This is a genomic window from Flavobacterium sp. LM5 (assembly GCF_002017945.1).
GTDB classification, from domain to species: Bacteria; Bacteroidota; Bacteroidia; order Flavobacteriales; family Flavobacteriaceae; genus Flavobacterium; species Flavobacterium succinicans.
In genome coordinates this window covers 759,320-780,750 of the sequence record NZ_MUFX01000001.1, presented here as the reverse complement: position 1 = coordinate 780,750, position 21,431 = coordinate 759,320, and the positions used below count along the sequence as shown (strand labels likewise).

22 protein-coding genes and 1 riboswitch are annotated in these 21,431 nt (G+C 36.1%); of the genes, 4 read left to right on the top strand and 18 right to left on the bottom strand.

Annotated elements, in window-relative coordinates; all coding sequences use genetic code 11:
* Positions 1-188: 188 nt before the first annotated feature.
* Positions 189-1,334, top strand: a complete 1,146-nt coding sequence (locus BXU11_RS03250; protein WP_078210995.1) for a PAS domain-containing sensor histidine kinase — start codon at positions 189-191, stop codon at positions 1,332-1,334.
* A 64-nt stretch (positions 1,335-1,398) separates the two neighbouring features.
* A complete protein-coding gene (locus tag BXU11_RS03245) occupies positions 1,399-1,638 on the top strand; it encodes a GlsB/YeaQ/YmgE family stress response membrane protein (RefSeq protein ID WP_024980356.1) in 240 nt (79 codons plus the stop codon).
* A 68-nt stretch (positions 1,639-1,706) separates the two neighbouring features.
* Here the strand turns inward: BXU11_RS03245 and BXU11_RS03240 are convergent, their stop codons facing one another.
* From BXU11_RS03240 to greA, 3 genes are all read right to left on the bottom strand, one after another.
* The gene (locus tag BXU11_RS03240) at positions 1,707-2,789 is read right to left on the bottom strand and encodes a transglutaminase domain-containing protein (RefSeq protein WP_189318497.1); all 1,083 of its coding nucleotides are present in this window, start codon (positions 2,787-2,789) and stop codon (positions 1,707-1,709) included.
* 168 nt (positions 2,790-2,957) lie between these two features.
* Positions 2,958-3,347, bottom strand: coding sequence for an HIT family protein (locus BXU11_RS03235; protein ID WP_078210993.1), 390 nt, complete (start codon positions 3,345-3,347; stop codon positions 2,958-2,960).
* A gap of 11 nt (positions 3,348-3,358) precedes the next feature.
* Complete coding sequence (greA, locus tag BXU11_RS03230) at positions 3,359-3,835, bottom strand: transcription elongation factor GreA (RefSeq protein WP_024980353.1); 477 nt, start codon at positions 3,833-3,835, stop codon at positions 3,359-3,361.
* A 249-nt stretch (positions 3,836-4,084) separates the two neighbouring features.
* Between greA and BXU11_RS03225 the strand changes: the two genes are divergently transcribed.
* Positions 4,085-4,498: a hypothetical protein gene (locus tag BXU11_RS03225; protein ID WP_078210992.1), complete on the top strand. Its 414-nt coding sequence runs from the start codon at positions 4,085-4,087 to the stop codon at positions 4,496-4,498.
* A 203-nt stretch (positions 4,499-4,701) separates the two neighbouring features.
* Here the strand turns inward: BXU11_RS03225 and BXU11_RS03220 are convergent, their stop codons facing one another.
* From BXU11_RS03220 to BXU11_RS03190, 8 genes are all read right to left on the bottom strand, one after another.
* The gene (locus BXU11_RS03220; protein ID WP_078210991.1) at positions 4,702-6,864 is read right to left on the bottom strand and encodes a TonB-dependent receptor; all 2,163 of its coding nucleotides are present in this window, start codon (positions 6,862-6,864) and stop codon (positions 4,702-4,704) included.
* Positions 6,865-7,111: 247 nt separating this feature from the next.
* On the bottom strand, positions 7,112-7,513 hold the full coding sequence (gene arfB / locus BXU11_RS03215; protein WP_078210990.1) for an alternative ribosome rescue aminoacyl-tRNA hydrolase ArfB: 402 nt from the start codon (positions 7,511-7,513) through the stop codon (positions 7,112-7,114).
* Position 7,514: 1 nt separating this feature from the next.
* Positions 7,515-9,650: a DUF4301 family protein gene (locus BXU11_RS03210; protein WP_078210989.1), complete on the bottom strand. Its 2,136-nt coding sequence runs from the start codon at positions 9,648-9,650 to the stop codon at positions 7,515-7,517.
* The gene (pnuC, locus tag BXU11_RS03205; protein WP_024980348.1) at positions 9,602-10,234 is read right to left on the bottom strand and encodes a nicotinamide riboside transporter PnuC; all 633 of its coding nucleotides are present in this window, start codon (positions 10,232-10,234) and stop codon (positions 9,602-9,604) included. The genes BXU11_RS03210 and pnuC overlap by 49 nt, the downstream gene beginning before the upstream one ends.
* Positions 10,227-10,967, bottom strand: coding sequence for a geranylgeranylglyceryl/heptaprenylglyceryl phosphate synthase (locus BXU11_RS03200; RefSeq protein ID WP_024980347.1), 741 nt, complete (start codon positions 10,965-10,967; stop codon positions 10,227-10,229). Before BXU11_RS03200 ends, pnuC begins: the two co-directional genes overlap by 8 nt.
* A gap of 30 nt (positions 10,968-10,997) precedes the next feature.
* Positions 10,998-11,495, bottom strand: a complete 498-nt coding sequence (locus BXU11_RS03195; RefSeq protein WP_024980346.1) for a DUF6169 family protein — start codon at positions 11,493-11,495, stop codon at positions 10,998-11,000.
* Entirely contained in the window at positions 11,492-11,659 is a 168-nt protein-coding gene (locus BXU11_RS17810) for a hypothetical protein (protein ID WP_155959406.1), read from the bottom strand. The genes BXU11_RS03195 and BXU11_RS17810 overlap by 4 nt, the downstream gene beginning before the upstream one ends.
* 80 nt (positions 11,660-11,739) lie before the next feature.
* The gene (locus tag BXU11_RS03190) at positions 11,740-12,390 is read right to left on the bottom strand and encodes a 4'-phosphopantetheinyl transferase superfamily protein (protein WP_078210988.1); all 651 of its coding nucleotides are present in this window, start codon (positions 12,388-12,390) and stop codon (positions 11,740-11,742) included.
* Between the two features lie 172 nt (positions 12,391-12,562).
* Here BXU11_RS03190 and BXU11_RS03185 point away from each other — a divergent pair, with 172 nt between their 5' ends.
* Positions 12,563-13,345, top strand: coding sequence for a sulfite exporter TauE/SafE family protein (locus BXU11_RS03185; protein WP_024980344.1), 783 nt, complete (start codon positions 12,563-12,565; stop codon positions 13,343-13,345).
* Between the two features lie 119 nt (positions 13,346-13,464).
* Here BXU11_RS03185 and BXU11_RS03180 read toward each other — a convergent pair whose 3' ends face one another.
* From BXU11_RS03180 to BXU11_RS03150, 7 genes are all read right to left on the bottom strand, one after another.
* Positions 13,465-13,875, bottom strand: a complete 411-nt coding sequence (locus tag BXU11_RS03180; protein ID WP_024980343.1) for an Rrf2 family transcriptional regulator — start codon at positions 13,873-13,875, stop codon at positions 13,465-13,467.
* A gap of 152 nt (positions 13,876-14,027) precedes the next feature.
* Entirely contained in the window at positions 14,028-15,200 is a 1,173-nt protein-coding gene (locus tag BXU11_RS03175; RefSeq protein ID WP_078210987.1) for a PLP-dependent aspartate aminotransferase family protein, read from the bottom strand.
* Positions 15,201-15,323: 123 nt separating this feature from the next.
* Entirely contained in the window at positions 15,324-15,749 is a 426-nt protein-coding gene (locus BXU11_RS03170) for an OsmC family protein (protein WP_078210986.1), read from the bottom strand.
* 123 nt (positions 15,750-15,872) lie between these two features.
* Positions 15,873-18,284 (bottom strand): bifunctional aspartate kinase/homoserine dehydrogenase I, encoded by a 2,412-nt coding sequence (gene thrA, locus BXU11_RS03165; RefSeq protein WP_078210985.1) that lies wholly within the window; start codon positions 18,282-18,284, stop codon positions 15,873-15,875.
* Positions 18,285-18,511: 227 nt separating this feature from the next.
* Positions 18,512-19,477, bottom strand: coding sequence for an alpha/beta fold hydrolase (locus BXU11_RS03160; protein ID WP_139363430.1), 966 nt, complete (start codon positions 19,475-19,477; stop codon positions 18,512-18,514).
* Between the two features lie 78 nt (positions 19,478-19,555).
* A riboswitch (SAM riboswitch) is annotated at positions 19,556-19,660 on the bottom strand.
* Positions 19,661-19,792: 132 nt separating this feature from the next.
* Positions 19,793-20,002 (bottom strand): hypothetical protein, encoded by a 210-nt coding sequence (locus BXU11_RS03155; protein WP_078210983.1) that lies wholly within the window; start codon positions 20,000-20,002, stop codon positions 19,793-19,795.
* A gap of 31 nt (positions 20,003-20,033) precedes the next feature.
* Entirely contained in the window at positions 20,034-21,314 is a 1,281-nt protein-coding gene (locus BXU11_RS03150) for an O-acetylhomoserine aminocarboxypropyltransferase/cysteine synthase family protein (RefSeq protein ID WP_078210982.1), read from the bottom strand.
* Positions 21,315-21,431 lie beyond the last annotated feature (117 nt).

Below are 21,431 nucleotides of genomic sequence, written 5' to 3'. Positions count from 1 at the left end.
GTTATCTTTATCGTTTCAATTGCATCGGTCATTTAAAATTTTGGCAGAAACAAAAAAGTATTCACACTAAATCAAGAGATTAATTAAGGCATATGGCATAAAAAAAGCACCATTCATTTTAGTTTTTATGACATTCAACCTTTATTTGACATTGATTCAACAATTTGGTATCCATTAAAAAAAATCATATGCACTTTTCTAACCAAAGCAACACCACCCGCTGGATCATTGTCACCTTCTGTTTTTTATTGGTGACTTTAATTCTTTGGAATACGTTTACTTTTTTTCAAATTTTTAAAAATGAAGAGCGCATCAAAATGAATCTTTGGGCCAACGCCCAAAAAACATTAATCAATGCCGACGAAAATACCGATGTGGATTTACCGCTGCTGATTTTTAGCAACAACAACTCCATACCCATTATCTTAACTGAAAACGAGCACATTATTAATACAGTTAATATTGATACCTCCATCGTCAATAACGCCCAAAAATCGCATCTTTTTTTACAACAATTAAAAAGAGAAAACGATCCAATCACCATTACATATGCGCCAGGGAAAATTCAAAAATTATACTATGGCAATTCTGCTTTACTGAATCAATTAAAATACTATCCAGTTGCCTTGCTACTCATTATCGTTTTATTTGCCGGATTGGTTTTCAATTATTACAAAAGCACTAAAATGGCTACTCAAAATAAACTTTGGGCTGGTATGGCCAAAGAAACTGCTCATCAAATTGGCACACCATTGTCGTCCTTAATTGGCTGGGTCGAACTTTTAAAAGCCGAAGAAGTTGCTGAGTCCACTACCCAAGAAATAGAAAAAGATATTGAGCGTTTGCAAACCATCACGGATCGATTTTCAAAAATAGGCTCGGAACCCAAACTAGAACTTAAAGACATTGTTGCCGAAACCTTACAATCCTACGATTATTTACAATCTCGCTTTTCTAAACAAATTGAATTCTCTCATTCTGCTCCGCAAAAAAGCATTTGGGTCCCACTCAATGCAACCCTTCATGGCTGGACTATCGAAAACATGGTCAAAAACGCTATTGATGCCATGAAAGGCAAAGGAAAACTAGACTTACGGATCGAGGAAGATGCTCAATCGGTAACCATTACCATTACAGATACTGGTGGCGGTATTCCTAAGCATCAATTTAAAAAAATCTTTGAACCCGGTTTTACCACCAAAAAAAGAGGATGGGGATTGGGATTATCCTTAACCAAACGCATCGTAAAGGATTATCACAAAGGACAAATAAAAGTATTACAGTCAGAAGTAGGAAAAGGTACCGCTATGCAACTCATTTTTATAAAATACTGATATTATTGTTTTTATGATTAATTTATAATTAATTTTAGAAGATTAACTTATAAAAAATAATCTTATGGAATTTTTGTATTTTCTTTTGATTGGTGCCATTTCAGGATGGCTAGGCGGACAACTTTGGAAAGGTAGTGGTTTTGGCTTATTTGGAAATATCATTGTGGGTATTGTTGGTAGTATCATCGGAGGTTGGCTTGCTGGAAAATTAGGAATTGGAGGCGGAGGTCTCCTTTGGCAAATTATAATAGCTGCAGGAGGTGCTTGGGTACTACTTTTCGTCATCAGTTTATTTAAAAAATAATTTCTTAGTTCATATAAAAAAGGGGATTTCAATTTGAAATCCCCTTTTTTGTTTCTGACATCCAAAGATTAATTTACAGGCAAACCGAACCAAGTTACTTTGCTAAACATCGATTTTCGAGACAGTTTCCCATTACTCAAATACTCGTTTACAAATTTTTCTTGTTCTTCTATTTGCAGTAATAATTCGGATAAGTTTTTACGAAAAGCTGTCAAAGTTGCTCTATTGCTATCGTTAAGAGTGCCAATAGCATCCAATTCTTTTTGACATTTTACTACTTTTGCTTTAGGTGCTGCAATCATTTCTCTAATTGTATCATCGGGCAAAGTTGGTTTAAACTTTTTATTTCTATAAAAAATAAAATCGTTGAACATAGCTGTTGCAGCATTACTTTCTTCTACAATCAAGTTCAATTTTTCTACTGCTTGATTGTTTCTTTTTCCAGACAATTCGTTCTTTTTATTTTCTAAATAGTCTTTTATTAACTTCGTTAACACACCATTCGCTTCCACTCTGCTAATACATTCAAATAGCTTAATCTCTTCAGTCTTTTGTTTTAACTTCTCTATTTCATCTGCAAAATTAAAAACTAATTTAGCTGGATTGGCTACAACTTTTCCAGAAATAAATTCAGCATTACTAATAGGATATCGAGACAATTGCCATAAATAATCAAAAGGCATATGGGTTTCCAACATTGCCTTTGGAGGTGTTTTGAAATAAAAATTATTGAGCTTTTTGGTAAAAACACCATTATTTACGGAGCCTGCACCCCAAGTTGGGTCAAACAACCACCACTTGCCCTCACTCTTAACCGCACACCAAGCGTGAGATAATGCCGCCACTTTACCAAATTGTTTGGTATATCCTTCAATGATTACGCTTTCAAAGCCTAACTGACTCACAATCGCATTAAACAATTCGGCATAATGAATACACACTCCTTTTCTGGTGTTAAGCGTTTTATCAATTTTCTGTTCCGAAGTGTCGCTAAATTCGATATTCTCCATATTGGCCACATCATAACTAATGTTGGATGCCACCCAAAAAAAACTAGCTCTTAGCTTCTCATTTTCTGACTTAAAATTAGCAGCAATATAATCGGCAATACTTTTTGAGTTTTTGGTAGACGATTTTGGAATCTTTGCCATTTTTGCGTCTATCAGAACAAAATTATCTTTCGTTTGTCCGAAGGTTAGTAAGGCACAAAAAAAGAGGCAATAAGAAAAAAAGATTTTCATAATTGAGAATTGGTATAAAAAAAAAACGAACAGCTTTCAAAGATTGCTATTCGTGTTTAAATATATGAAAAAAAGATTTTATAAATTCTGTTGAATCTTTGTTGCCAAAGTTTCGAATTCCTCTTTTGTCAAAGCGACTTTATTTTGAAAACGCATCTCGTTCATTTCATGAATCGGAATCAAATGTACGTGTGCGTGAGGTACTTCTAGTCCAATTACAGCCATACCTATTCGTTCACAAGGCACTGTTTTTTCTAGAGCAGCAGCAACTTTCTTTGAGAAACGCATCAATCCTAGATATAATTCCTCATCCATATCAAAAAGCTTATCAATTTCTTGCTTAGGAATACAAAGCGTATGACCAACTGCATTCGGATTAACATCCAAAAAAGCTAGAAATTGATCTTCTTCTGCTACTTTATAGCAAGGAATTTCGCCATTTACAATTTTGGTAAAAATACTGCTCATGATTGTTATTTTTAGTCGCGAGAAATTTCAATGATTTCAAATTTCAATACTCCGTTTGGCACTGTAATTTCGGCTACTTCGCCTACTTTTTTGCCCAACAAACCTTTCCCGATTGGAGAAGTTACAGATATTTTTCCGGTTTTCAAATCCGCTTCACTTTCAGCGACCAAGGTATATTTCATTTCCATTCCGTTCCCTTGATTCTTAATCTTCACATTCGAATGCACCAAAACTTTAGACACATCCAATTGCGACTCATCGATCAAACGAGCATTAGCATATACTTCTTCAAGCTTAGAAATACGCATTTCCAATAAACCTTGAGCTTCTTTAGCCGCATCATATTCTGCATTTTCAGACAAATCACCTTTATCTCTTGCATCAGCAATATCCTGCGAAGCTTTAGGACGCATCACCCCTTTTAAGTGATCCAATTCGTCTTTTAATTTTTTTAGCCCTTCAGCGGTATAATAAGATACTTTACTCATAACTTTTGTATTAAATAATTTAAGCGGTTTTCTGTTTTCACACACATCAACCATTTTCATGTCCTTGGTTTTCTTACCTATTACAGTTCACAACCTGAATGATATAAATAGAAAAAATCCCATCGGGACGGGATTTCTTTCCGCAAATATACTACATTTTTTTTTATGCTATAATTAATTGTTAACCTTAACCAATCCAAAGTTAAATAAATTAAATTTGTTTCACTAATCTTTAATACTATTTTAAAAATGATAAAAAATTGGCTATTTCTATGCATAGTTGTGCTAATTTCAAGCTGTAGCGACAATGCGCCATCCAATAAAAACCCCTTTGTTCCCAACTATTCCTTTACTATAGACATCAACACCAGTTTACCCGCCTATTCAAATCTCAAATTCCCCAGCAATGCGGTTTACATCCCTAGTGTAGGCGCCCGCGGGATACTAGTTTTTAACACTGGAAGTGGCTTCAATGCATTCGATGCCGCTTGTCCGAATCAAGCACTAAGCAATTGCTCTACCCTAACTATCAAAGGCATCAACGCCATTTGTCCCTGCGACAGCAAAGAATACAGCTTATTTACTGGCTTAAGCGACCTACAATATCCCCTAAAACAATACCGAGTAACAATCATCGGAGACGTAATTCGGGTATACAATTAAAATTTGGGCGTGCCACCTCACCACAAAGGGGGCCACTCATCATGCTGGTGAGTCGCCCCCTTTGTGGTGAGCTGTCGAGCTATCCGCGCTACTTCGGTAGCCAGCTCCTATCTCTCACGCGGGCAAAAACTTCACATATTCTTTAAACAAAAAATCCAGTGCCATAACAACACTGGATTCTTAGAAAACAAGTAAACTAAAAATTAAAATTTCAAATTCAATCCTGCTAAGAAATTAATTCCTGCTTGCGGGTAATAAGAAGGATAAATGTCATACATATAACCGTTGGACACATACTTTTTATCCAAAAAATTATTCACTAATCCGCTTAACACAATTTCTTTAAAGATTGTTTTGGGTTTAAAGGTATAACTCACATTGAAGTCATTTACAAAGTAATCAGCCAGTTTTGCAGCGGGCAACTCGATATTGTTCATATATTGCTCTCCTACAAATTTTTGCAACAAAGACAAATGCAAGGCTTTAATAGGCGAAAATACCAATACATTGCCCACAATTACCGAAGGAGAATAAGCAATATCTGTTGTTCCAAAATTTGTACCTGTGATATTCAAATCCACATTCTTATTGGCGCTTAAAGTAAAGTTAGGACGCATGATCCATTGCTCTGACAAAGCTATCGTAGCGTCGACTTCAAGCCCTAATCGGTAACTTTTATCACTATTCGAACGAATAGGATTTCCTACATCATCTAATTTTCCGGTCAAAATCAACTGATCTTTATACGCCATATAATACACATTGGTGTTCAATTGTATTTTTTCGGTATTCAACCTCCAACCCAACTCAAAATCGTTTAATTTTTCTGATTTTGGATTACCGTTCTCATAATCTGTTCGGTTAGGCTCTCTATTGGCTCTTGCATACGAAAAATACAAAGTATTCGCCTCATTAACCTTAAAATTTAAACCCGCTTTTGGGTTGAAAAAACGAAAGGTGTCATTGACCAATCCAGTTTCTGGACTATCAGCTTTATAGTGTACGTTTCGGTATTGCAAATCTCCATACAAACTCAATTGTTCTGAAACTTGATAATTGGCTTTGACAAAAAAGTTTCCATCAGTTTTCGTGGCAAAATCTTCGTAATAACGATCTCCCAACTCACTTTGAGAAGCGTAACGCGCCCAAATCACTTTTCCAAAATGAACGCCTTCATATTTATTATAGCCTCCACCCAAAATTAATTGTAACGCATCTTTAGTATAATTGGCAGAAAAAGTGGTGCCATAAAAATCATTGTCTAACCATTTTTGGCGCACTAAATCGGTTTTGTTAATGGTTGTTCCATTAATAACAATCGGTTTTAAACCATAACTAGAAAATTTAGCGTCTTCTTTGTAATTTTCGTAATAGCCTTTCCCTTTGGTATAATGCAAGGCAAAATTTGTACTCCAGTTATCCGACCATCTTTCGTTCCAATGCAATTGCGAATGGTCTTGTTGGTAATTATCGGTTTCATTATCATAAAAACGAGTATTTCCTTCTTCATCTGTATACATTCCTGCCGAATTGAAGGTGCGATCATTGTTTAAGGTTTCTCCATCAATCCCGTTCCAAGATTGATAGGTTTTTTCTTTTCCGCCAAAAACTAAGGCTTTAATTAAAGTAGTTTTACCTACATACGTTCCTTGTAAGAAATACGATTTCAAATCCGTACTCGCTCGATCAATGTAACCGTCGGATTGCAAGACCGACATACGACCAGCCAATTCAAAATGATCATTCAACAATCCGGTACTAAATTTAACCGTATTTTTAAACGTATTAAAACTCCCTGCCGAGCTAGCAATTTCGCCACTAGCCGCCGTTGCATACGAATCGGTTAGCATATTCAAACTGGCTCCAAAAGCTCCTGAACCATTGGTAGAAGTCCCCACACCACGTTGTAACTGAATACTTTCTACCGAAGAAACAAAATCAGGCATGTTCACCCAAAACGTACCGTGACTTTCAGAATCGTTGTACGGAATTCCGTTGATGGTAACGTTTACGCGAGTAGCATCGCTACCACGCACGCGTATTCCTGAGTAGCCAATTCCGTTACCAGCATCAGAAGTAGTCACTACCGAAGGCATATAATTCATAAGCGTTGGGATGTCCTGACCCAAATTGCGAAACTGGATTTGTTTTTTGGTCAAATTGCTAAAAGAAACTGGAGTTTTAGAAGTCACACGCACAGCCGAAACCAAAACATCATCCAATTGATTGACTTTGGTCGTGTCTTGTACTTGAGCAAAGGTAAAAAGTGAAAAGTGAAAAGTGAAAAGTGAAAAAAATATTCTACTGGAATGGTTTTGGCTTTTGCCTTTTGGCTTTTGCCTTTTTGATGTAATGATAGTGTTCATCCGTAAATAGTTTTACGAATAAAAGGGGGAATTATTCTTTTGTTTTTAAATTAATAAATGATTTGTTTCTATGACAAGACAATAGCGTAGACTCTATAATTTTGTCATTTTTTCCCTTGGTAGCATTACCCGCCCAGGTTCTTTGGGTATGATCTCAGCTCGTTATTTAGAGCACCCCTTTGAGACGGGGCAAATATAAATCATTTGTTTGAAGTTCCAAGTCTAAAGTTTAAAGTTTTTGAAACTACTAAAAATCGGGCTTCCTTCTAGATTGTTTTATATCTGACAAACTCTTTTTATCCTTAATGCGTTTTCTTATGGCCGATTTTGGGATTTTAGTGGCTTTTCTTTCTTTGGGAACAAACAATCCATTGCGGATTATCGCTAGGAAACGTTTGATCACAATAGCTTTGTTTTTAAGCTGACTTCGGTCTTCATCACAATGCAAAATCAAGAGTTGTTCTGACGTTAATCTACTGGCTAATTTGCTTTCTAATACTATTTTCTCTTCCTCGGTTAAGGCTTGAGATTGTTTCAAATCAAAAGTTAAAACCACTTTAGAAGCAACTTTGTTTACATTTTGCCCTCCTGCCCCACTGCTTCTAACGGCCTTAAATTGCAATTCTTTGACGATTTGATTTATTTCCATACTATAAATTTTGATGGAACTGGTGCGCTGGCTTAAGTAAGTCGTTTACATTTTTTACTGGATTAAAAGTCACCATTGGAACCTCAACAAAAACGGTAATCCACTTGGCCATAGCTCCATTCCACAACCCAGGCAATTCATAGGATTTTATGGTGTCGCTTCCTAACTTTCTTTCTACTATAAATCCGCTATTATGATCTACAAACTGACTTAAATCAAACTTTTGGCTTTTGTAATTTTTAATGCCACAAACTAAATCTACTGGATTAAAATGAGTGGCATTATCCAAAATTCTCTGCTGTTCTTCATTTTTTAGATCCATCTGAGAAGATTCAACAATTTGCAAACTCATCTTCCCTTTACCATCAATTACCCAAAACGGCCCGCCACCAGGCTCTCCTTCATTTTTTACCATCCCACAAACCCGAATAGGACGATCTAAAACACGTATTAATTCTTTTATTTTATTTTCAAATGTAAATTTCGAAAACCCTTTGATCAACTCAATACTTAATTCATTTTGAACAAAAGTCACGATTTCATCAACTTCGGATTCTCCGACTTGTTGTTGATAAATGGCTTCTACATATTTAAAAACACGAATTTGCAACTCTAATAAAATCCCAGCTAATCCTTTTTTGTATAAGGCAATAGCGTCACTATGATTTTGAATCACATTATCAATGTTCTTGATAAAAACAATATCAGCATCCAAAGCATTGAGATTTTCAATTAAAGCACCATGCCCTCCTGGACGAAATAAAAGTTGATTATTTTGGTTCTTTACCAAATGATTGTTGGCATCTACTGTTACAGAATCGGTAGATTTATCTTGATACGAATACCCAATTTCAACAGTTACATTAGATTTCGCTTCGATTTTACTTTTTAATTCTTGTTCTAATCTTTCAAATAACGCTTGATGTGCCTGAGTGATCGTGAAATGCAAGTAACTTTTTTGTTGCACAGCAGCATAGGCCACACTTTCGTTTAGATGCTCTTCAAAAGGTGTGGCTACATGATCAATATAGTCATGAAAAGGCAAAACACCTTTGGGCTTGCTGGCAAAATCAAAATAATCCGAATGCAATAAATAAGTAACAAAATAATAATTCTTCTGATCCGCTGACCAAAACTCAAAATCGGAAAAATCAGCTCGAAGTCGTTTATCAATCGCTTTAAAAAACGGGAACTTATCCATTCCGACAATAAAAAGGGACAGCTCTAAATCGCGCTTTCTATTGACATAAGCGTTGATACTTTCGGTGTCGTGATCATAATCCTTTAAAAATTCGTTCAAAAACTTGAACATACGTGTTGCTGCTCCTGAAGCTGGCACTAATTTTTTCAACTTTAAAGAGGCTTTGTTAGCATCAAAAAAAGTAGCTTTTTCAACAAACTCCTCCGTAGACAAATGCATAATTCCATCACCGATAGTTGCTGGTCTGTCTAAAATGGTTTTGGCAATTCCATTTTTGTAAATGGTCAGTTGTTCTTGCACTTTCGCTATCGGAATACCATGCTCATAAATTTGCACAAAATCCAAAGAGTCGATTCCCATTTTTTTAGCCTTTCGTAATTCTTCTAGAATAGCGATGGCTTTATTCAGTCGGGTTTCTTTATCTCCAGTTAGAGTAATAAATGGTTTTTTGTTATCAATAAGTGATTGTTTGAAAACTGAAAAAACAGACTCTCTTCCTTCAGGACTATCACGCAAACCGTCATCCTCCCAAGGCACATCAATGTCTGTTAGAAAAAACAAATCGTATTGATGAGTACGCGCTGCTTTGTCTAGGAGTGAATCACAAAAATTGTAATACAGCTCCGAAAACACTTTGGTCACCATTAAATTGGTATCACAAAACAAATATCCATTAGCGATAGCCGCACTTTCATTTTCTAATTTGGTTTGACCGTAAGCTATGGGCAACATATCATCAATGTCGCAAATTCCAAGACCACTATCTAATTTTTCTTGTAAGTAGTCACGAGCAAATTCAGGGACCCAAACGGTTTGGTAATGATGCGCCAATTGTTTTGCCAAAGTAGTTTTACCTGTAGACTCAGGCCCAAAAATGGCAATTCGTATTATTTCTGAAGCTCCAGCTTCATTGAACTGTTTAAGATTTTTTTCCATTCTAAATAACCATAAAAGGCGATAATAGTAAAAATAACGTATTGTAATGAAGTAAAGGTGTACCCTTTAGCAAAATAAAGCGGAATAGAGATACAATCACCTATGATCCAAAAGATCCAATTTTCAATTTTCCGTTTGGCCATTAACCACATGCCAACGAAAAAAATAGCCGTCAATAAAGTATCTACATAGGAATACCAGCTTGTAAATTTACCAAAATAAAGATAAACTAGTACTACAAATACTACAGTCATTACAAAAATTAAAATAGCATATATCTTTTCTTTGGAATTGATATAAGAAATCGGAAATTCTACTTCATCCCCTTTTTTGCGAGTCCAGTGATACCAACCATAAAGACTCATCACAAAATAATACACATTGATCATCGAATCGCCTAATAACTCCCATTGCCAAAGCAAATAGGCATAAATTGAAGTACTAACCAAACCCGTTGGAAATACCAAAATATTATCTTTTTTTGCAAACCAAACACTGGCTAAACCAAAAAAAATGGCAATGAGTTCCATACTAACCATCAGTGTGGAATAGTCTTTATATTGTGCAAAAAAATAATCAATCATTGTTTATAGTGTAGTGTTTGTTTTCAAAAAAAGAAGGATTTTTTTCAAAAGCCGTTCCGATTACTACCAAATCAGCTCCTGCTTCATACGCATTTTGTATCCCTAACAAAGAGGTAATACCTCCGCCAACAACTAGTGGAATAGTGGTGTTTTTAGCAACTTCTCGAATCATTTCTAATGGAACCGATTGTTTTGCCCCGCTTCCTGCTTCGAGGTAAATGAGCTGATGCCCTAGCATTTCGCCTGCCATCGCGGTATTACATACGGCCTCGACATCGATTCGTGATATGGGTGTAGTTTTACTCACGCGAGCCACTGCCGTTTCGTTGCCACTTTCTATCAAAAGATAACTGGTAGGAATAATTTCTAAGTCGGTTTTTTTGAGCATTGGCGCTGCTTTTACCTGATGTTCGATTAAAAAATCGGGATTGCGACCCGATAGTAAGGACAAAAATAAAATGCCATCAGCATGAATAGAAATTTGAGATGGATTGCCAGGGAAAAGCACAATAGGTAACTCACAACTGCTTTTAATCTTTAGAATTAACTCGTCTATAATATTATGAGTTACGTGGCTTCCACCAATAAAAACGTGTGTGGCTGGAGAGTTTATCACTTTTTGAATTAACGCAGGAACCGTATTCAAATCAATTTTATCGGGGTCGAGAAGAATGGCAAGGAGCTTGCGTCTTTCTTTTTTTGCCGACAGAATATCTTGATAAATTGTAGTCATTATTTCTTTTGGGATATTTATTAATGACGATTATTTATCTTCATTGCTTAGTGAAGCAAGCAGACTAAATCCATCAATTATTTCTGAAAAATAAGGATTATTTCTTTGAATAATTAAAGAAATAGGGTAATAAATTCCTTTAGAATCACGGATATGTTCGTCTATTTTGACCAATCCAAATTGATTATGCGTATAAAACCAATTATCAAATTTTCGTCTACGAAGTTCTTGTTTTCCATCAGATGAATCGCATATATATATACAGATAGATTGCTCTTTTTTTAAATAAAAATCTTTTAAAATATCAGAAATCGTGGTTGAAACTAATTTGTCTAAAGGAGGATTCTTTCCCAGAGGATTATGTACAATTTCAATAATAAATTCAAAAATTAAGTGAGCGTAAGGCGCCTTTGGATTTCCCAACAAGTAATCTGAAGGACGAAATTTTATTTCATAAACAACTTCCAATTCCGTTTCAAAAAAATAACTATTATTAGTTCCACCATCAAATAAAAAAGGATAACTCATTTTTTTTCTTTTTTCAACTGGCGTAACTTTTTCAAAATCTCTTGAAACTCTTCGGTATTATAGCGTTCTTGACTTTCGATTTTAGATTGCTTTTTACTTTCCAACATCAATTCAATAACCTCATCATTAGATTTAAAAACAGTCTTTTTAACTAGAGTTTTCATGTGTTAGTTTTTTGTTGTTTTTTAGTTCAGATGGAATTTCGTATTCTTTTTGGGTTTTGAGACCAAATAAACTGATTTTATTATATACAAATATAATTATTTTCAAAAGCATAAACTAAAGTAAAAGAATCGAACTCATCAAAGCAAATAGTAAAGCATTGCTGCTTTTTTTCGAAATCCAAAATGGCAGTAGTTTCCTTTTGGCCTAACTCAAATGGACCGACTTTGATATGATTTTTAAAACTAATACCTTTCTCGTTGCATATTTTGAAAATGGCCTCTTTGGCACCCCATTTAACGGTTAATATTCGAACAAAATCATCAATAGAAAAGCTTTTTAATCTACTTAACTCTTCGGTATCCACAAATTTATCTGCTATTCTAATAATTTTTTCTCGTTGCAATTCAATGTCAATGCCCACAGCTTGATCACTTACAATAATAGCCGCAAATTCGTGTGAATGAGTGATAGAAATATATTTTGCATCCTTTAAATGTGGTTTTCCCGTAGCATCATAAAACAAATCAAAATCTGTATAACCTGCCACGGCAAGTAATTTTCTAACACTCAAAAAGGCGCGCTGATGCAGTTGTGACTTCATTCTATCGAGCCTTTGGAGACTTATTGGGTTTAAAGTTACTTGTTCCTCTAATGCTGAAAAAGGCTCAGTTATATGCCAAACATAAAGCGAGGTTGTTCCGGAAAGCACTATAGTTTTGTATAAAGGCATGGAATAAAATTCTTTTGAAAAAGGAGAAAAGCAACAATTTTAGACTTCAAAAATAGTCAAATTAAAAAAACAAAAACTAGTTAAACTTGTTTTAAATAGCTGCAAATTATATTCTACTAAATCCATAGGATTATTGTAAATTTATTTATATTTGCCAAAAAAAAATAAATTAATGGATTTTCAAATAGGTTTTGTAATTGCTGGTTTAGTAGTTGGCTTTGTAGTAGGAATGACAGGTGTTGGTGGGGGTTCATTGATGACTCCTATATTGCTTTGGTTTGGTATTCCTCCAACAACTGCTGTAGGAACTGATTTATTGTATGCAGCTTTTACCAAAATGGGAGGGATATTTGTTCACAATAAAAAAAGCAATATCAATTGGACCATTGTGGGATGGCTTTCGCTAGGAAGTTTACCTGCTGCTACTGTAACCTTATGGATTTTAGAAAGTTTTAAGGCTGATATTTCGGGACTGAATAGCATCATCAAATACAGTCTAGGCTGGGCGTTATTGATCACCTCTATTGCGATAATTTTCAAAAAGAAATTATTGGTATTTTCTCAAAAACACGCAGGAGATAAATTTCATAGTGAAAGTAAGACTCAAAATTTTCTAACTGTAGCTATTGGAGTGATGCTAGGTGCAACAGTGACATTGACGTCTATTGGTGCTGGTGCCCTGGGAACTGTAACGCTGTTTTTTTTGTATCCACTTTTACCTACCCCAAAATTAGTAGGTACCGAAATTGCACACGCCGTTCCTTTAACGCTTGTGGCTGGCTTTGGTCACGCATCTATGGGCAATATGGACTATGGACTATTAGTGCAATTATTAATGGGGTCTCTACCAGGAATTTACATAGGAAGCATGCTCAGTGGAAAAGTTCCAGATTTATTCCTAAGAAATGCCATAGCAATGATGCTGTTTTTTGTTGGGTATAAATTGATTTTTTAATTTTCTCTCACCACTAAATAAACTTTCTAGAACCAAAACGGCAACTAAAAGCATAACAAAGAACCGCAAATTCGCAAATTTTAAAACCTAGTTAAAATTTGTGAATTTGCGGTTAATTTTTAAAAAGCAATGTCTGCCAAGGTGTTATTCTCTAGAATCATCAAAGTATTGTCTCTGACTTCCATCATCAGTTTTCGGACGGCACATGTGGCTTCGTCATTACAGTCATCGCAGGGTTCATAAAAATTATGGCTAGCGCAAGGCAATAAGGCAATAGGTCCTTCGAGTATGCGATAAACCTTAGCCATATTAATGTCTTTAGGTTCTTTAATTAAATAGTATCCGCCACCTTTTCCTTTTTTGGCACCCAAAAAACCCGAATGCCGTAATAGCAATAAAATACTTTCCAAAAACTTCAAAGAAATATGCTCTGCTTTAGCAATTTCGGCAATTTGAACGGGCGTGTTATCTTCTCGACGAGCTAAGAAAGTAAGGGCTTTAATTCCGTATTTCGTTTTTTTTGAAAGCATAATTAATTGGGGTTGACGATTACCGATTGCTGATTCTACATAAAGCAATCTTTACCTTATTATGTAACAAAAGTATACTTTTTAATAATATAAACACAAAACCCACAGTTTCAACCGTGGGTTATTGTATGTGAATCAATAATTAAAACTTTTTATGACAACGCCTGATTTAAATCGGCAATCACATCTTCAACAGTTTCTAATCCCACGGAAACACGTACCAAACCATCAGTAATGCTAACCGCCAAACGCTCATCTACTGATAATTTACTATGTGTGGTTGAGGCTGGATGCGTTACAATAGTTCTAGTGTCTCCCAAATTAGGCGATAACGAACACAATTTTATTTTATCCAAAAACGCTCTTCCCGCTTCAAGTCCACCTTTGATTTCGAAGGCCACGATGTTTCCTCCTAATTTCATTTGTTTTTTGGCAATTTCGTATTGCGGATGCGATTTCAAGAAAGGATATTTCACTTTATTGACTTGCGGATGATTTTCCAAAAACTCAGCTACTTTCAAAGCGTTTTCACAATGTCTATCGACACGAACCGCCAAAGTTTCTAAACTTTTAGACAATACCCAAGCGTTAAATGGCGACAAAGAAGGTCCTGTCAAACGAGAAAAAAGATAAATATCTTTAATCAAATCCGACCTTCCAACGGTAATCCCTCCTAACACTCTTCCTTGTCCATCGATTAATTTGGTTGCCGAATGAATCACCAAATCTGCTCCCCATTTGATAGGTTGTTGAATGTATGGCGTAGCAAAACAGTTATCGATAATCAAAATCAAATTGTGTTTTTTGGCAATGGCCCCCAATAATTCCAAATCAATGATATCAATGGCTGGATTCGTTGGAGATTCGGCATAAAGAATCTTGGTGTTGGGCTGAATAAAGCTTTCTATAGTTTCCGGTTGATTGATATCAAAATAGGTCGTTTGGATATTCCACTTTGGAAAATAATTCATAAACAAAGAATGCGAAGCACCAAAAACACTACTCGACGAAACAATATGGTCGCCCGACTTCAGTAAAGCTGCAAACGTAGAATAGATGGCAGCCATTCCTGATGCAAAAGCATAACCGGATTCTGCACCTTCCATTTTGCAAATTTTATCAATAAACTCAATGGTGTTGGGGTTGCTGTAGCGGCTGTATACATTGCGCTCTTTTTCTTCTGCAAATGAAGCTCTCATATCTTCGGCATCCTCAAACACAAAACTTGAGGTTAAGTATAAAGGCACCGAATGCTCTAAATATTGTGATCGCTCTATCTGACCGCGAATGGCTTGGGTTTCAAAACCAAAATCTTGTTCGTTCATTTATTTTTTTGTTTTTAACACGAATTGCACGAATTTGCACAAATTCTTATTGTTTTAAATTTCAAAAACAAACTGACAAATCTGTGTAAATCTGTGCAATCTGTGTTTTTTTGCTTGAATAATTTATAATTCCTCTCCGTTCAAAACCACTTTGTAGTGAATGGTTGCGGTTGGTTCTAATGTTTTGGAAACAGAACAATATTTCTCAAAAGAAAGTTGTGCTGCACGAGCCGCTTTTTCTGGGATAATGTCACCTTCCAAATAAAACACTACGTGAATGTCTTTGAAGGGTTTGGCTTCGCCCACTTGTACGCGTTCTCCTTCTACCTCAGCTTTGAAAGAGGTGATTTCTTGACGTTGCTTTTTCAAAATTGAAATCATATCGATGCCACTGCAACCTGCAACCCCCATCAATACTAATTCCATTGGGCTTGGTCCCATATCATTTCCACCAAATTCAGGACGCGCATCTACATTTACTAGATGACCTCTGTCATTTTTTAACTCGAAATGGAAATTTTCGTTTACTCTTTTTAATGTTACTTTCATATCAGCCCCTCCCCAGCCCTCCCCAAAAAGGGAGGGAGTATAAGACTGGAGGTAAGTCTTTTTATAATTAATACTTGATATAATAATACTTTTCATTCCCCGCCTAGGCGGGCTAGGGGGCTTTTACCCTTTATCCGACAACCTCAAAATATCTCCAAACACACCTCTCGCCGTCACTGCCGACCCTGCTCCTGCTCCTTGAATCACAATAGGTCTGTCGCCATACGATTCGGTGTAAATTTCGAAGAAAGAATCCGAGCCTTTCAAACCTCCTAAAGCGGTATCCGAAGGTACGGAAACTAATTTCACTTCTAGATTTCCTTTGTCGTTTTGCAAATCGCCAGACAATTCTCCAATATAGCGTAAAACGTGGTTGGGTTGTTGTTCCGCTTTTATTTTGGCATAAATAGGGTCGAACTCTTTTAGTTTATTCAAGAAAGTCGACACATCGCCTTCACGCAAATGTTCTGGAATTAAATTTTGGATTGCAATCTCATCAAACTCGTTTTGCAAATCCAATTCTCTCGCCAAAATCAACAATTTTCTACCTACGTCGTTACCACATAAATCTTCTCTTGGGTCGGGTTCCGTGTAACCGTTGTCGATAGCTTCTTTCAAAATTTCGCTAAACGGAACATCTTTGGCTGAGAAATTATTGAACAAATAACTTAATGTGCCAGAAAATACTCCTTTGATTTTGGTGATATTTTCACCTGACAAATGCAACAATTTGATGGTGTCTATCAAAGGTAAACCTGCACCAACATTGGTTTCGTACAAATAACTTTTTTGATTTTCATCCAAAACCTTTCTCAATTTTTTATAAAAACTATAGCTCAATGTATTGGCCACTTTATTAGAAGAAATCAAGTCGAAACTGCTTTCAATTAATGGAATATAATTTTCAACAAAAGTTGCACTAGCCGTATTATCGATAGCAATTAAATTCTCTAAATGATGTTCATTGGCATAAGCAATAACCTCATCTATAGTGTAGGAATGTCCGTGCGTTTGAATCTCGTTTCTCCAATTCGGCGATACTCCATTTTTATTCAACAACACATTTTTAGAATTGGCTATCGCAAAAACATTCAATCGGATGTCCTTGCGTTTTTCAATCGCATCTGCCGATTCCAAAATTTGGTTAATCAACGTTCCTCCTACCAATCCGTGTCCGAAAATTGCAATATTAATTTTCTTCGAGACCCCAAAAATTTCACCGTGAATTACGTTCAACGCACGGTTCAATTCAGATTTATGCACCACCAAACTCACGTTCTTCCCAGTCACGGTGTTGTTGAACAAAATCGGAACAATCTTGTTTTTGATTAAAGCCGTGTAAGGTTTGTGAAACGTACTCAAATCCTGACCGATAATCGAGATTACTGAAACTTCATCAGTAACCGAAATTTTATTTACATCTTTGGAATAAAAGTCATTTTCGAATTCTTTTTCCAATTCTATCATCGCTTTACTCGCTTTGTCTGCGGCAACAACCAAGCCAATACCACGTTCAGATGACCCTTGCGAAATAATACTTACACTAATATCATTATCACCCATCACTCTAAAAATACGCGCGTCAACACCCGTTTTTCCAAGCAAACCTCGACCTTCTAAATTGACCAAAGCAACATTCTCCAAAACCGAAAGCGTTTTAATTCCTTCCTTTCCAGCATTCGAAGTAATCAAAGTCCCTTTGTTTTCGTGATTGAACGTATTTAAAATTCGCAGCGGAATATTTTTTTCCAAAAGTGGAATAATAGTTTTGGCGTGCAAAATAGTAGCGCCAAAATTGGCTAGCTCATTGGCTTCGTTAAACGACAAAAAGTCAATTTTTTTAGCATCTTCTACTAATTCTGGATTGGCGGTATAAATTCCATCCACGTGCGTAAAATTCTGCAATTCGGATGCATTTAAATAATTCGCAAAAAGCGATGCCGTGTAGTTACTTCCGTTTCTGCCCAAAGTCGTTGCCTCGTTTTTGTTATTTGAACCAATAAAACCAGTAATTATATTGACTTTATCGCTGTGTTGTTTAAAAAACTGCACCACATTTTTCTTAGAAATTTGCTCAATAGGTTGCGCATCACCAAATTTTCCATCGGTTTTGATTAATGCTCTAGCGTCAGCAAAATTGGCGTTGATACCTTTTTCTTTCAAAATAGCTGTAATCAATTTGGCCGAAAGTAATTCGCCTTGCGATAAGACTTGGTCTTTGATTTTTTCGCTATAATCGCCAATCAAACTTACGCCTTCGAACAATTTTTCTAGCACGGTAAATTCCTCCGACAAATCCACCGTTGGGTAATCCGCTTGTTGATAGGCTTTAAATTTCTCGAACAAAGGTTTGTAGTTTTCATTTTTAGACGCTATCGCTAACAAATCTTCCAACTCATCCGTTGCATTTCCTCTTGCCGAAACAACCACAGCAAATTCTTCTCCCTTCAACACTTTGTCTAAAAGTATCGCCAAAACTTTATTCAATCCATCGCCATTCGCTAATGATTTTCCACCGAATTTTAATATTTTCATTTTATTCTATTTTACGAGTCATTCAACTCCTTTTATTTACTTCATTTTTATATTTCCCCTCATTTTAATTTGGGCGTGACCCTGTTAAAAAAAGGGGCTTATTTATAGCACCGTTTACAAAGCCCCTTTCTTTAACAGGGTCGGGCTATACGCGCTACATTGGTAGCCAGCTGCTATCCCTCACGCAAGATTCCAAAAAAATTTTTAGTGGAATCTCATTTTTTCAACTATTCAAAAACCGTAGCAAGCAAACGATGCAACTGTTCAAATTCTATCAAAAAAGCATCGTGTCCGTGAATAGAATCAATTTCTTGATACGATGTTTGAAGCTGTAATTGTTGTAATTCTAGATTTGTTTTTCGGTTTTCCGTTGGGGTAAAAAACAAATCGGTATTGATTCCAATGATATGAATGTTTGCCGTTATAGGCGCTACCACACTTTCAAAAGAACCTCTTCCTCGAGTGATATCAATGGTTTTCAACAACTGATTCATCAATTTATAAGAAGCCAATTGAAACCGTTGTTGCAATTTCTCTCCATGATGCGCCAACCAACTTTCGATATTAAAAACACCCAATTCGCTATTAATCGTTCGGTTGAATTTAGCTTCAAACGATTCTGGAGTGCGGTAACACAACATCGCGTGTATTCTTGCGTCTTCAATTGGGCGAGAGGAGTTATTCAGAATTTGTTCTTGCAAATAGCAATTGGCCATCAACCAATCGGTCGCTTTCCAATCCGTTGCAATTGGAATTAAATGCTGAGCGAGTTGTGGCGACAAAGCGGCCATTTCCCAAGCAATTCCTCCACCAACAGAGCCTCCAATAATGGCATAAACACTATTAATCTCGAGTTGTTCCAAACCTAAATTAAAAAGCTGCGCCACATCACGAGCAGTAAAATCCAAATAAGATTCGATAACACTTCCATCAAAACCATTGCCTGGCACATTAAAGGCGAGAACGGTATATTTTTGAGTGTCGATAGTTTTTGCAGAACCAATTAAATCATTCCACCAGCCTGTTGCGCCAATCACTTGTGAGTTTCCTGTCAAGGCGTGATTTACAACCACAATAGGAGCCGTGTGCAAAGCAGGTCCAAAAACTTGATAACTTAAGTTTAGCGTAGCATAAAAAGCACCACTTTCGGTGGTAAAATTAGTAAGGGTAAGTATGTTGGGTTTATTTTCCAATCTCAAATCTTTGTTGTTGTTGATTTGTATTTGGAAACATTAGAAAGAAAAACTAGCGGAGACTAGAGGTATTTTGTTGCGTTATCTTTTTCGCTAGGCGAATAGAATGTAGCACCTTCTTCGATTTCCGAAGGGTTGCTAAGGCTTCATTGGGTCTAATCCCTCCGCCTTTCTTTATAACATTTCAATACGTTTGTGAACTTAAAGCTGCAAAGTAACTATTTATTTTTTTAACACGCAAATTTTTAAAACAACAACCAAGTTACAAATCAATTGTGAACTTGGTTATTGTTAGCTTATTGAATGGTATATTCTTTAAATGAAAAGCGTATCGTTTTCGTTAGAATACATATGAAACAACATTGATTTTTTAGTAGTTTCATTCGTAGCTTCAGAAGATTTATCCATAATAAAACGTGGATGAATCAACTCGTGTACGGTTTGGTCTACTATTTCTATTTTGTTTTTGATGTTTTTTCTACTAAAGAAAGAAACTATTTTACGGAAGGTTATATTTGTTATCATGATGATTGTTTTTTATATGTTTATCTTTTTTTTAATCTGAAAAGCTATCGAACACAGCTTTTAAATCGGCTTTTAAATCTTCTATGTCTTCTAATCCGACCGAGAGTCGAATCAAATCTTTGGTCACTCCTGTTGTTACTTGGTCTTCATCGGACAATTGTTGATGTGTGGTACTCGCTGGATGAATGATTAACGACTTCGTATCTCCAATGTTGGCCAAGAGTGAAAAAAGCTTCGTTTCATCGGCTACTTTTTTCGCTGCTTCGAATCCTCCTTTGAGTCCGAAAGTTACGATACCACTCTGACCATTAGGTAAATAGCGCGTTACCAAATCGTAATGTTTACTCGAGGACAAACCTGGATAATTGACCCAAGCAACGGCATCTTCTTGCTCTAACCATTGGGCCAAGGCCAAGGCGTTTTCGCTGTGCTTCTGGACTCGGATGGGCAAAGTTTCTAGGCCTTGAATGATTTGAAAAGCATTGAACGGACTCAGTGCTGCTCCGTAATCTCGTAATCCTTCGATACGAACTTTGGCAATAAAAGCAGCATTCCCTAACGCTTCGTGATACACTAAACCGTGATAGCCTGCAGAAGGTTCTGTAAACTCAGGAAATTTTCCGCTGCTCCAGTCAAAAGTTCCTGCATCAATGATTACACCTCCCAAAGAAGTTCCATTTCCAGAAATGTATTTCGTTAAAGAGTGAATTACAATATTCGCGCCAAATTCAATCGGATTGAGCAAATAGGGAGAAGGAACAGTGTTATCCACGATGAAAGGAATTTTAAGCGATTGAGCCTCAGCCGAAATAGCTTTTAGGTCCAAAACATCTAATTTTGGATTCCCTAACGATTCGGCAAAAAAGACTTTCGTATTTTCTGTAGCGGCTTTAGTAAAATTCACCGCTTCCGATGGATCAACGAAAGTTGTTGTAATTCCAAGTCTTGGCAAAGTCACACTCAAAAGATTATATGTCCCTCCATACAAACTGTTGGAAGCTACAATATGGTCCCCAGCTTTTAAGAGTACCAATAAAGTTGTAGCTATTGCAGCTGTACCCGATGCGGTAACTACAGCTCCAATACCTCCTTCCAACGCTGCTAAACGTTGTTCTAAAATATCATTTGTTGGGTTATTCAATCGAGTGTAAATAAACCCCGCTTCTGACAAACTGAATAAATTAGAAGCGTGTTCAGAATTATTAAAAACATAAGAACTGGTTTGAAAAATAGGAACCGCACGTGTTCCAGCCGTCTTAGTAGTATCGTGTCCTGTATGTAGTGCCTTGGTGGCGAATTTAGTAGTACTCATTTTTTAATTTTTTTTAATTGTATTTTTAATCGTTTTGGTAACAAAAAACCCTTTTAGAAATAGTTCCAAAAGGGTTTAAAAAAGTTATTTATAAACTTACTTTCAGAATCAGCACAT

What these genes read in the sequence shown, in the direction of transcription:
- BXU11_RS03250 (WP_078210995.1), top strand. Translation starts at nt 189, where the DNA reads ATGCACTTTTCTAACCAAAGCAACACCACCCGCTGGATCATTGTCACC.
- BXU11_RS03245 (WP_024980356.1), top strand. Translation starts at nt 1,399, where the DNA reads ATGGAATTTTTGTATTTTCTTTTGATTGGTGCCATTTCAGGATGGCTA.
- BXU11_RS03240 (WP_189318497.1), bottom strand. Translation starts at nt 2,789, where the DNA reads ATGGCAAAGATTCCAAAATCGTCTACCAAAAACTCAAAAAGTATTGCC.
- BXU11_RS03235 (WP_078210993.1), bottom strand. Translation starts at nt 3,347, where the DNA reads ATGAGCAGTATTTTTACCAAAATTGTAAATGGCGAAATTCCTTGCTAT.
- greA (WP_024980353.1), bottom strand. Translation starts at nt 3,835, where the DNA reads ATGAGTAAAGTATCTTATTATACCGCTGAAGGGCTAAAAAAATTAAAA.
- BXU11_RS03225 (WP_078210992.1), top strand. Translation starts at nt 4,085, where the DNA reads ATGATAAAAAATTGGCTATTTCTATGCATAGTTGTGCTAATTTCAAGC.
- BXU11_RS03220 (WP_078210991.1), bottom strand. Translation starts at nt 6,864, where the DNA reads ATGAACACTATCATTACATCAAAAAGGCAAAAGCCAAAAGGCAAAAGC.
- arfB (WP_078210990.1), bottom strand. Translation starts at nt 7,513, where the DNA reads ATGGAAATAAATCAAATCGTCAAAGAATTGCAATTTAAGGCCGTTAGA.
- BXU11_RS03210 (WP_078210989.1), bottom strand. Translation starts at nt 9,650, where the DNA reads ATGGAAAAAAATCTTAAACAGTTCAATGAAGCTGGAGCTTCAGAAATA.
- pnuC (WP_024980348.1), bottom strand. Translation starts at nt 10,234, where the DNA reads ATGATTGATTATTTTTTTGCACAATATAAAGACTATTCCACACTGATG.
- BXU11_RS03200 (WP_024980347.1), bottom strand. Translation starts at nt 10,967, where the DNA reads ATGACTACAATTTATCAAGATATTCTGTCGGCAAAAAAAGAAAGACGC.
- BXU11_RS03195 (WP_024980346.1), bottom strand. Translation starts at nt 11,495, where the DNA reads ATGAGTTATCCTTTTTTATTTGATGGTGGAACTAATAATAGTTATTTT.
- BXU11_RS17810 (WP_155959406.1), bottom strand. Translation starts at nt 11,659, where the DNA reads ATGAAAACTCTAGTTAAAAAGACTGTTTTTAAATCTAATGATGAGGTT.
- BXU11_RS03190 (WP_078210988.1), bottom strand. Translation starts at nt 12,390, where the DNA reads ATGCCTTTATACAAAACTATAGTGCTTTCCGGAACAACCTCGCTTTAT.
- BXU11_RS03185 (WP_024980344.1), top strand. Translation starts at nt 12,563, where the DNA reads ATGGATTTTCAAATAGGTTTTGTAATTGCTGGTTTAGTAGTTGGCTTT.
- BXU11_RS03180 (WP_024980343.1), bottom strand. Translation starts at nt 13,875, where the DNA reads ATGCTTTCAAAAAAAACGAAATACGGAATTAAAGCCCTTACTTTCTTA.
- BXU11_RS03175 (WP_078210987.1), bottom strand. Translation starts at nt 15,200, where the DNA reads ATGAACGAACAAGATTTTGGTTTTGAAACCCAAGCCATTCGCGGTCAG.
- BXU11_RS03170 (WP_078210986.1), bottom strand. Translation starts at nt 15,749, where the DNA reads ATGAAAGTAACATTAAAAAGAGTAAACGAAAATTTCCATTTCGAGTTA.
- thrA (WP_078210985.1), bottom strand. Translation starts at nt 18,284, where the DNA reads ATGAAAATATTAAAATTCGGTGGAAAATCATTAGCGAATGGCGATGGA.
- BXU11_RS03155 (WP_078210983.1), bottom strand. Translation starts at nt 20,002, where the DNA reads ATGATAACAAATATAACCTTCCGTAAAATAGTTTCTTTCTTTAGTAGA.
- BXU11_RS03150 (WP_078210982.1), bottom strand. Translation starts at nt 21,314, where the DNA reads ATGAGTACTACTAAATTCGCCACCAAGGCACTACATACAGGACACGAT.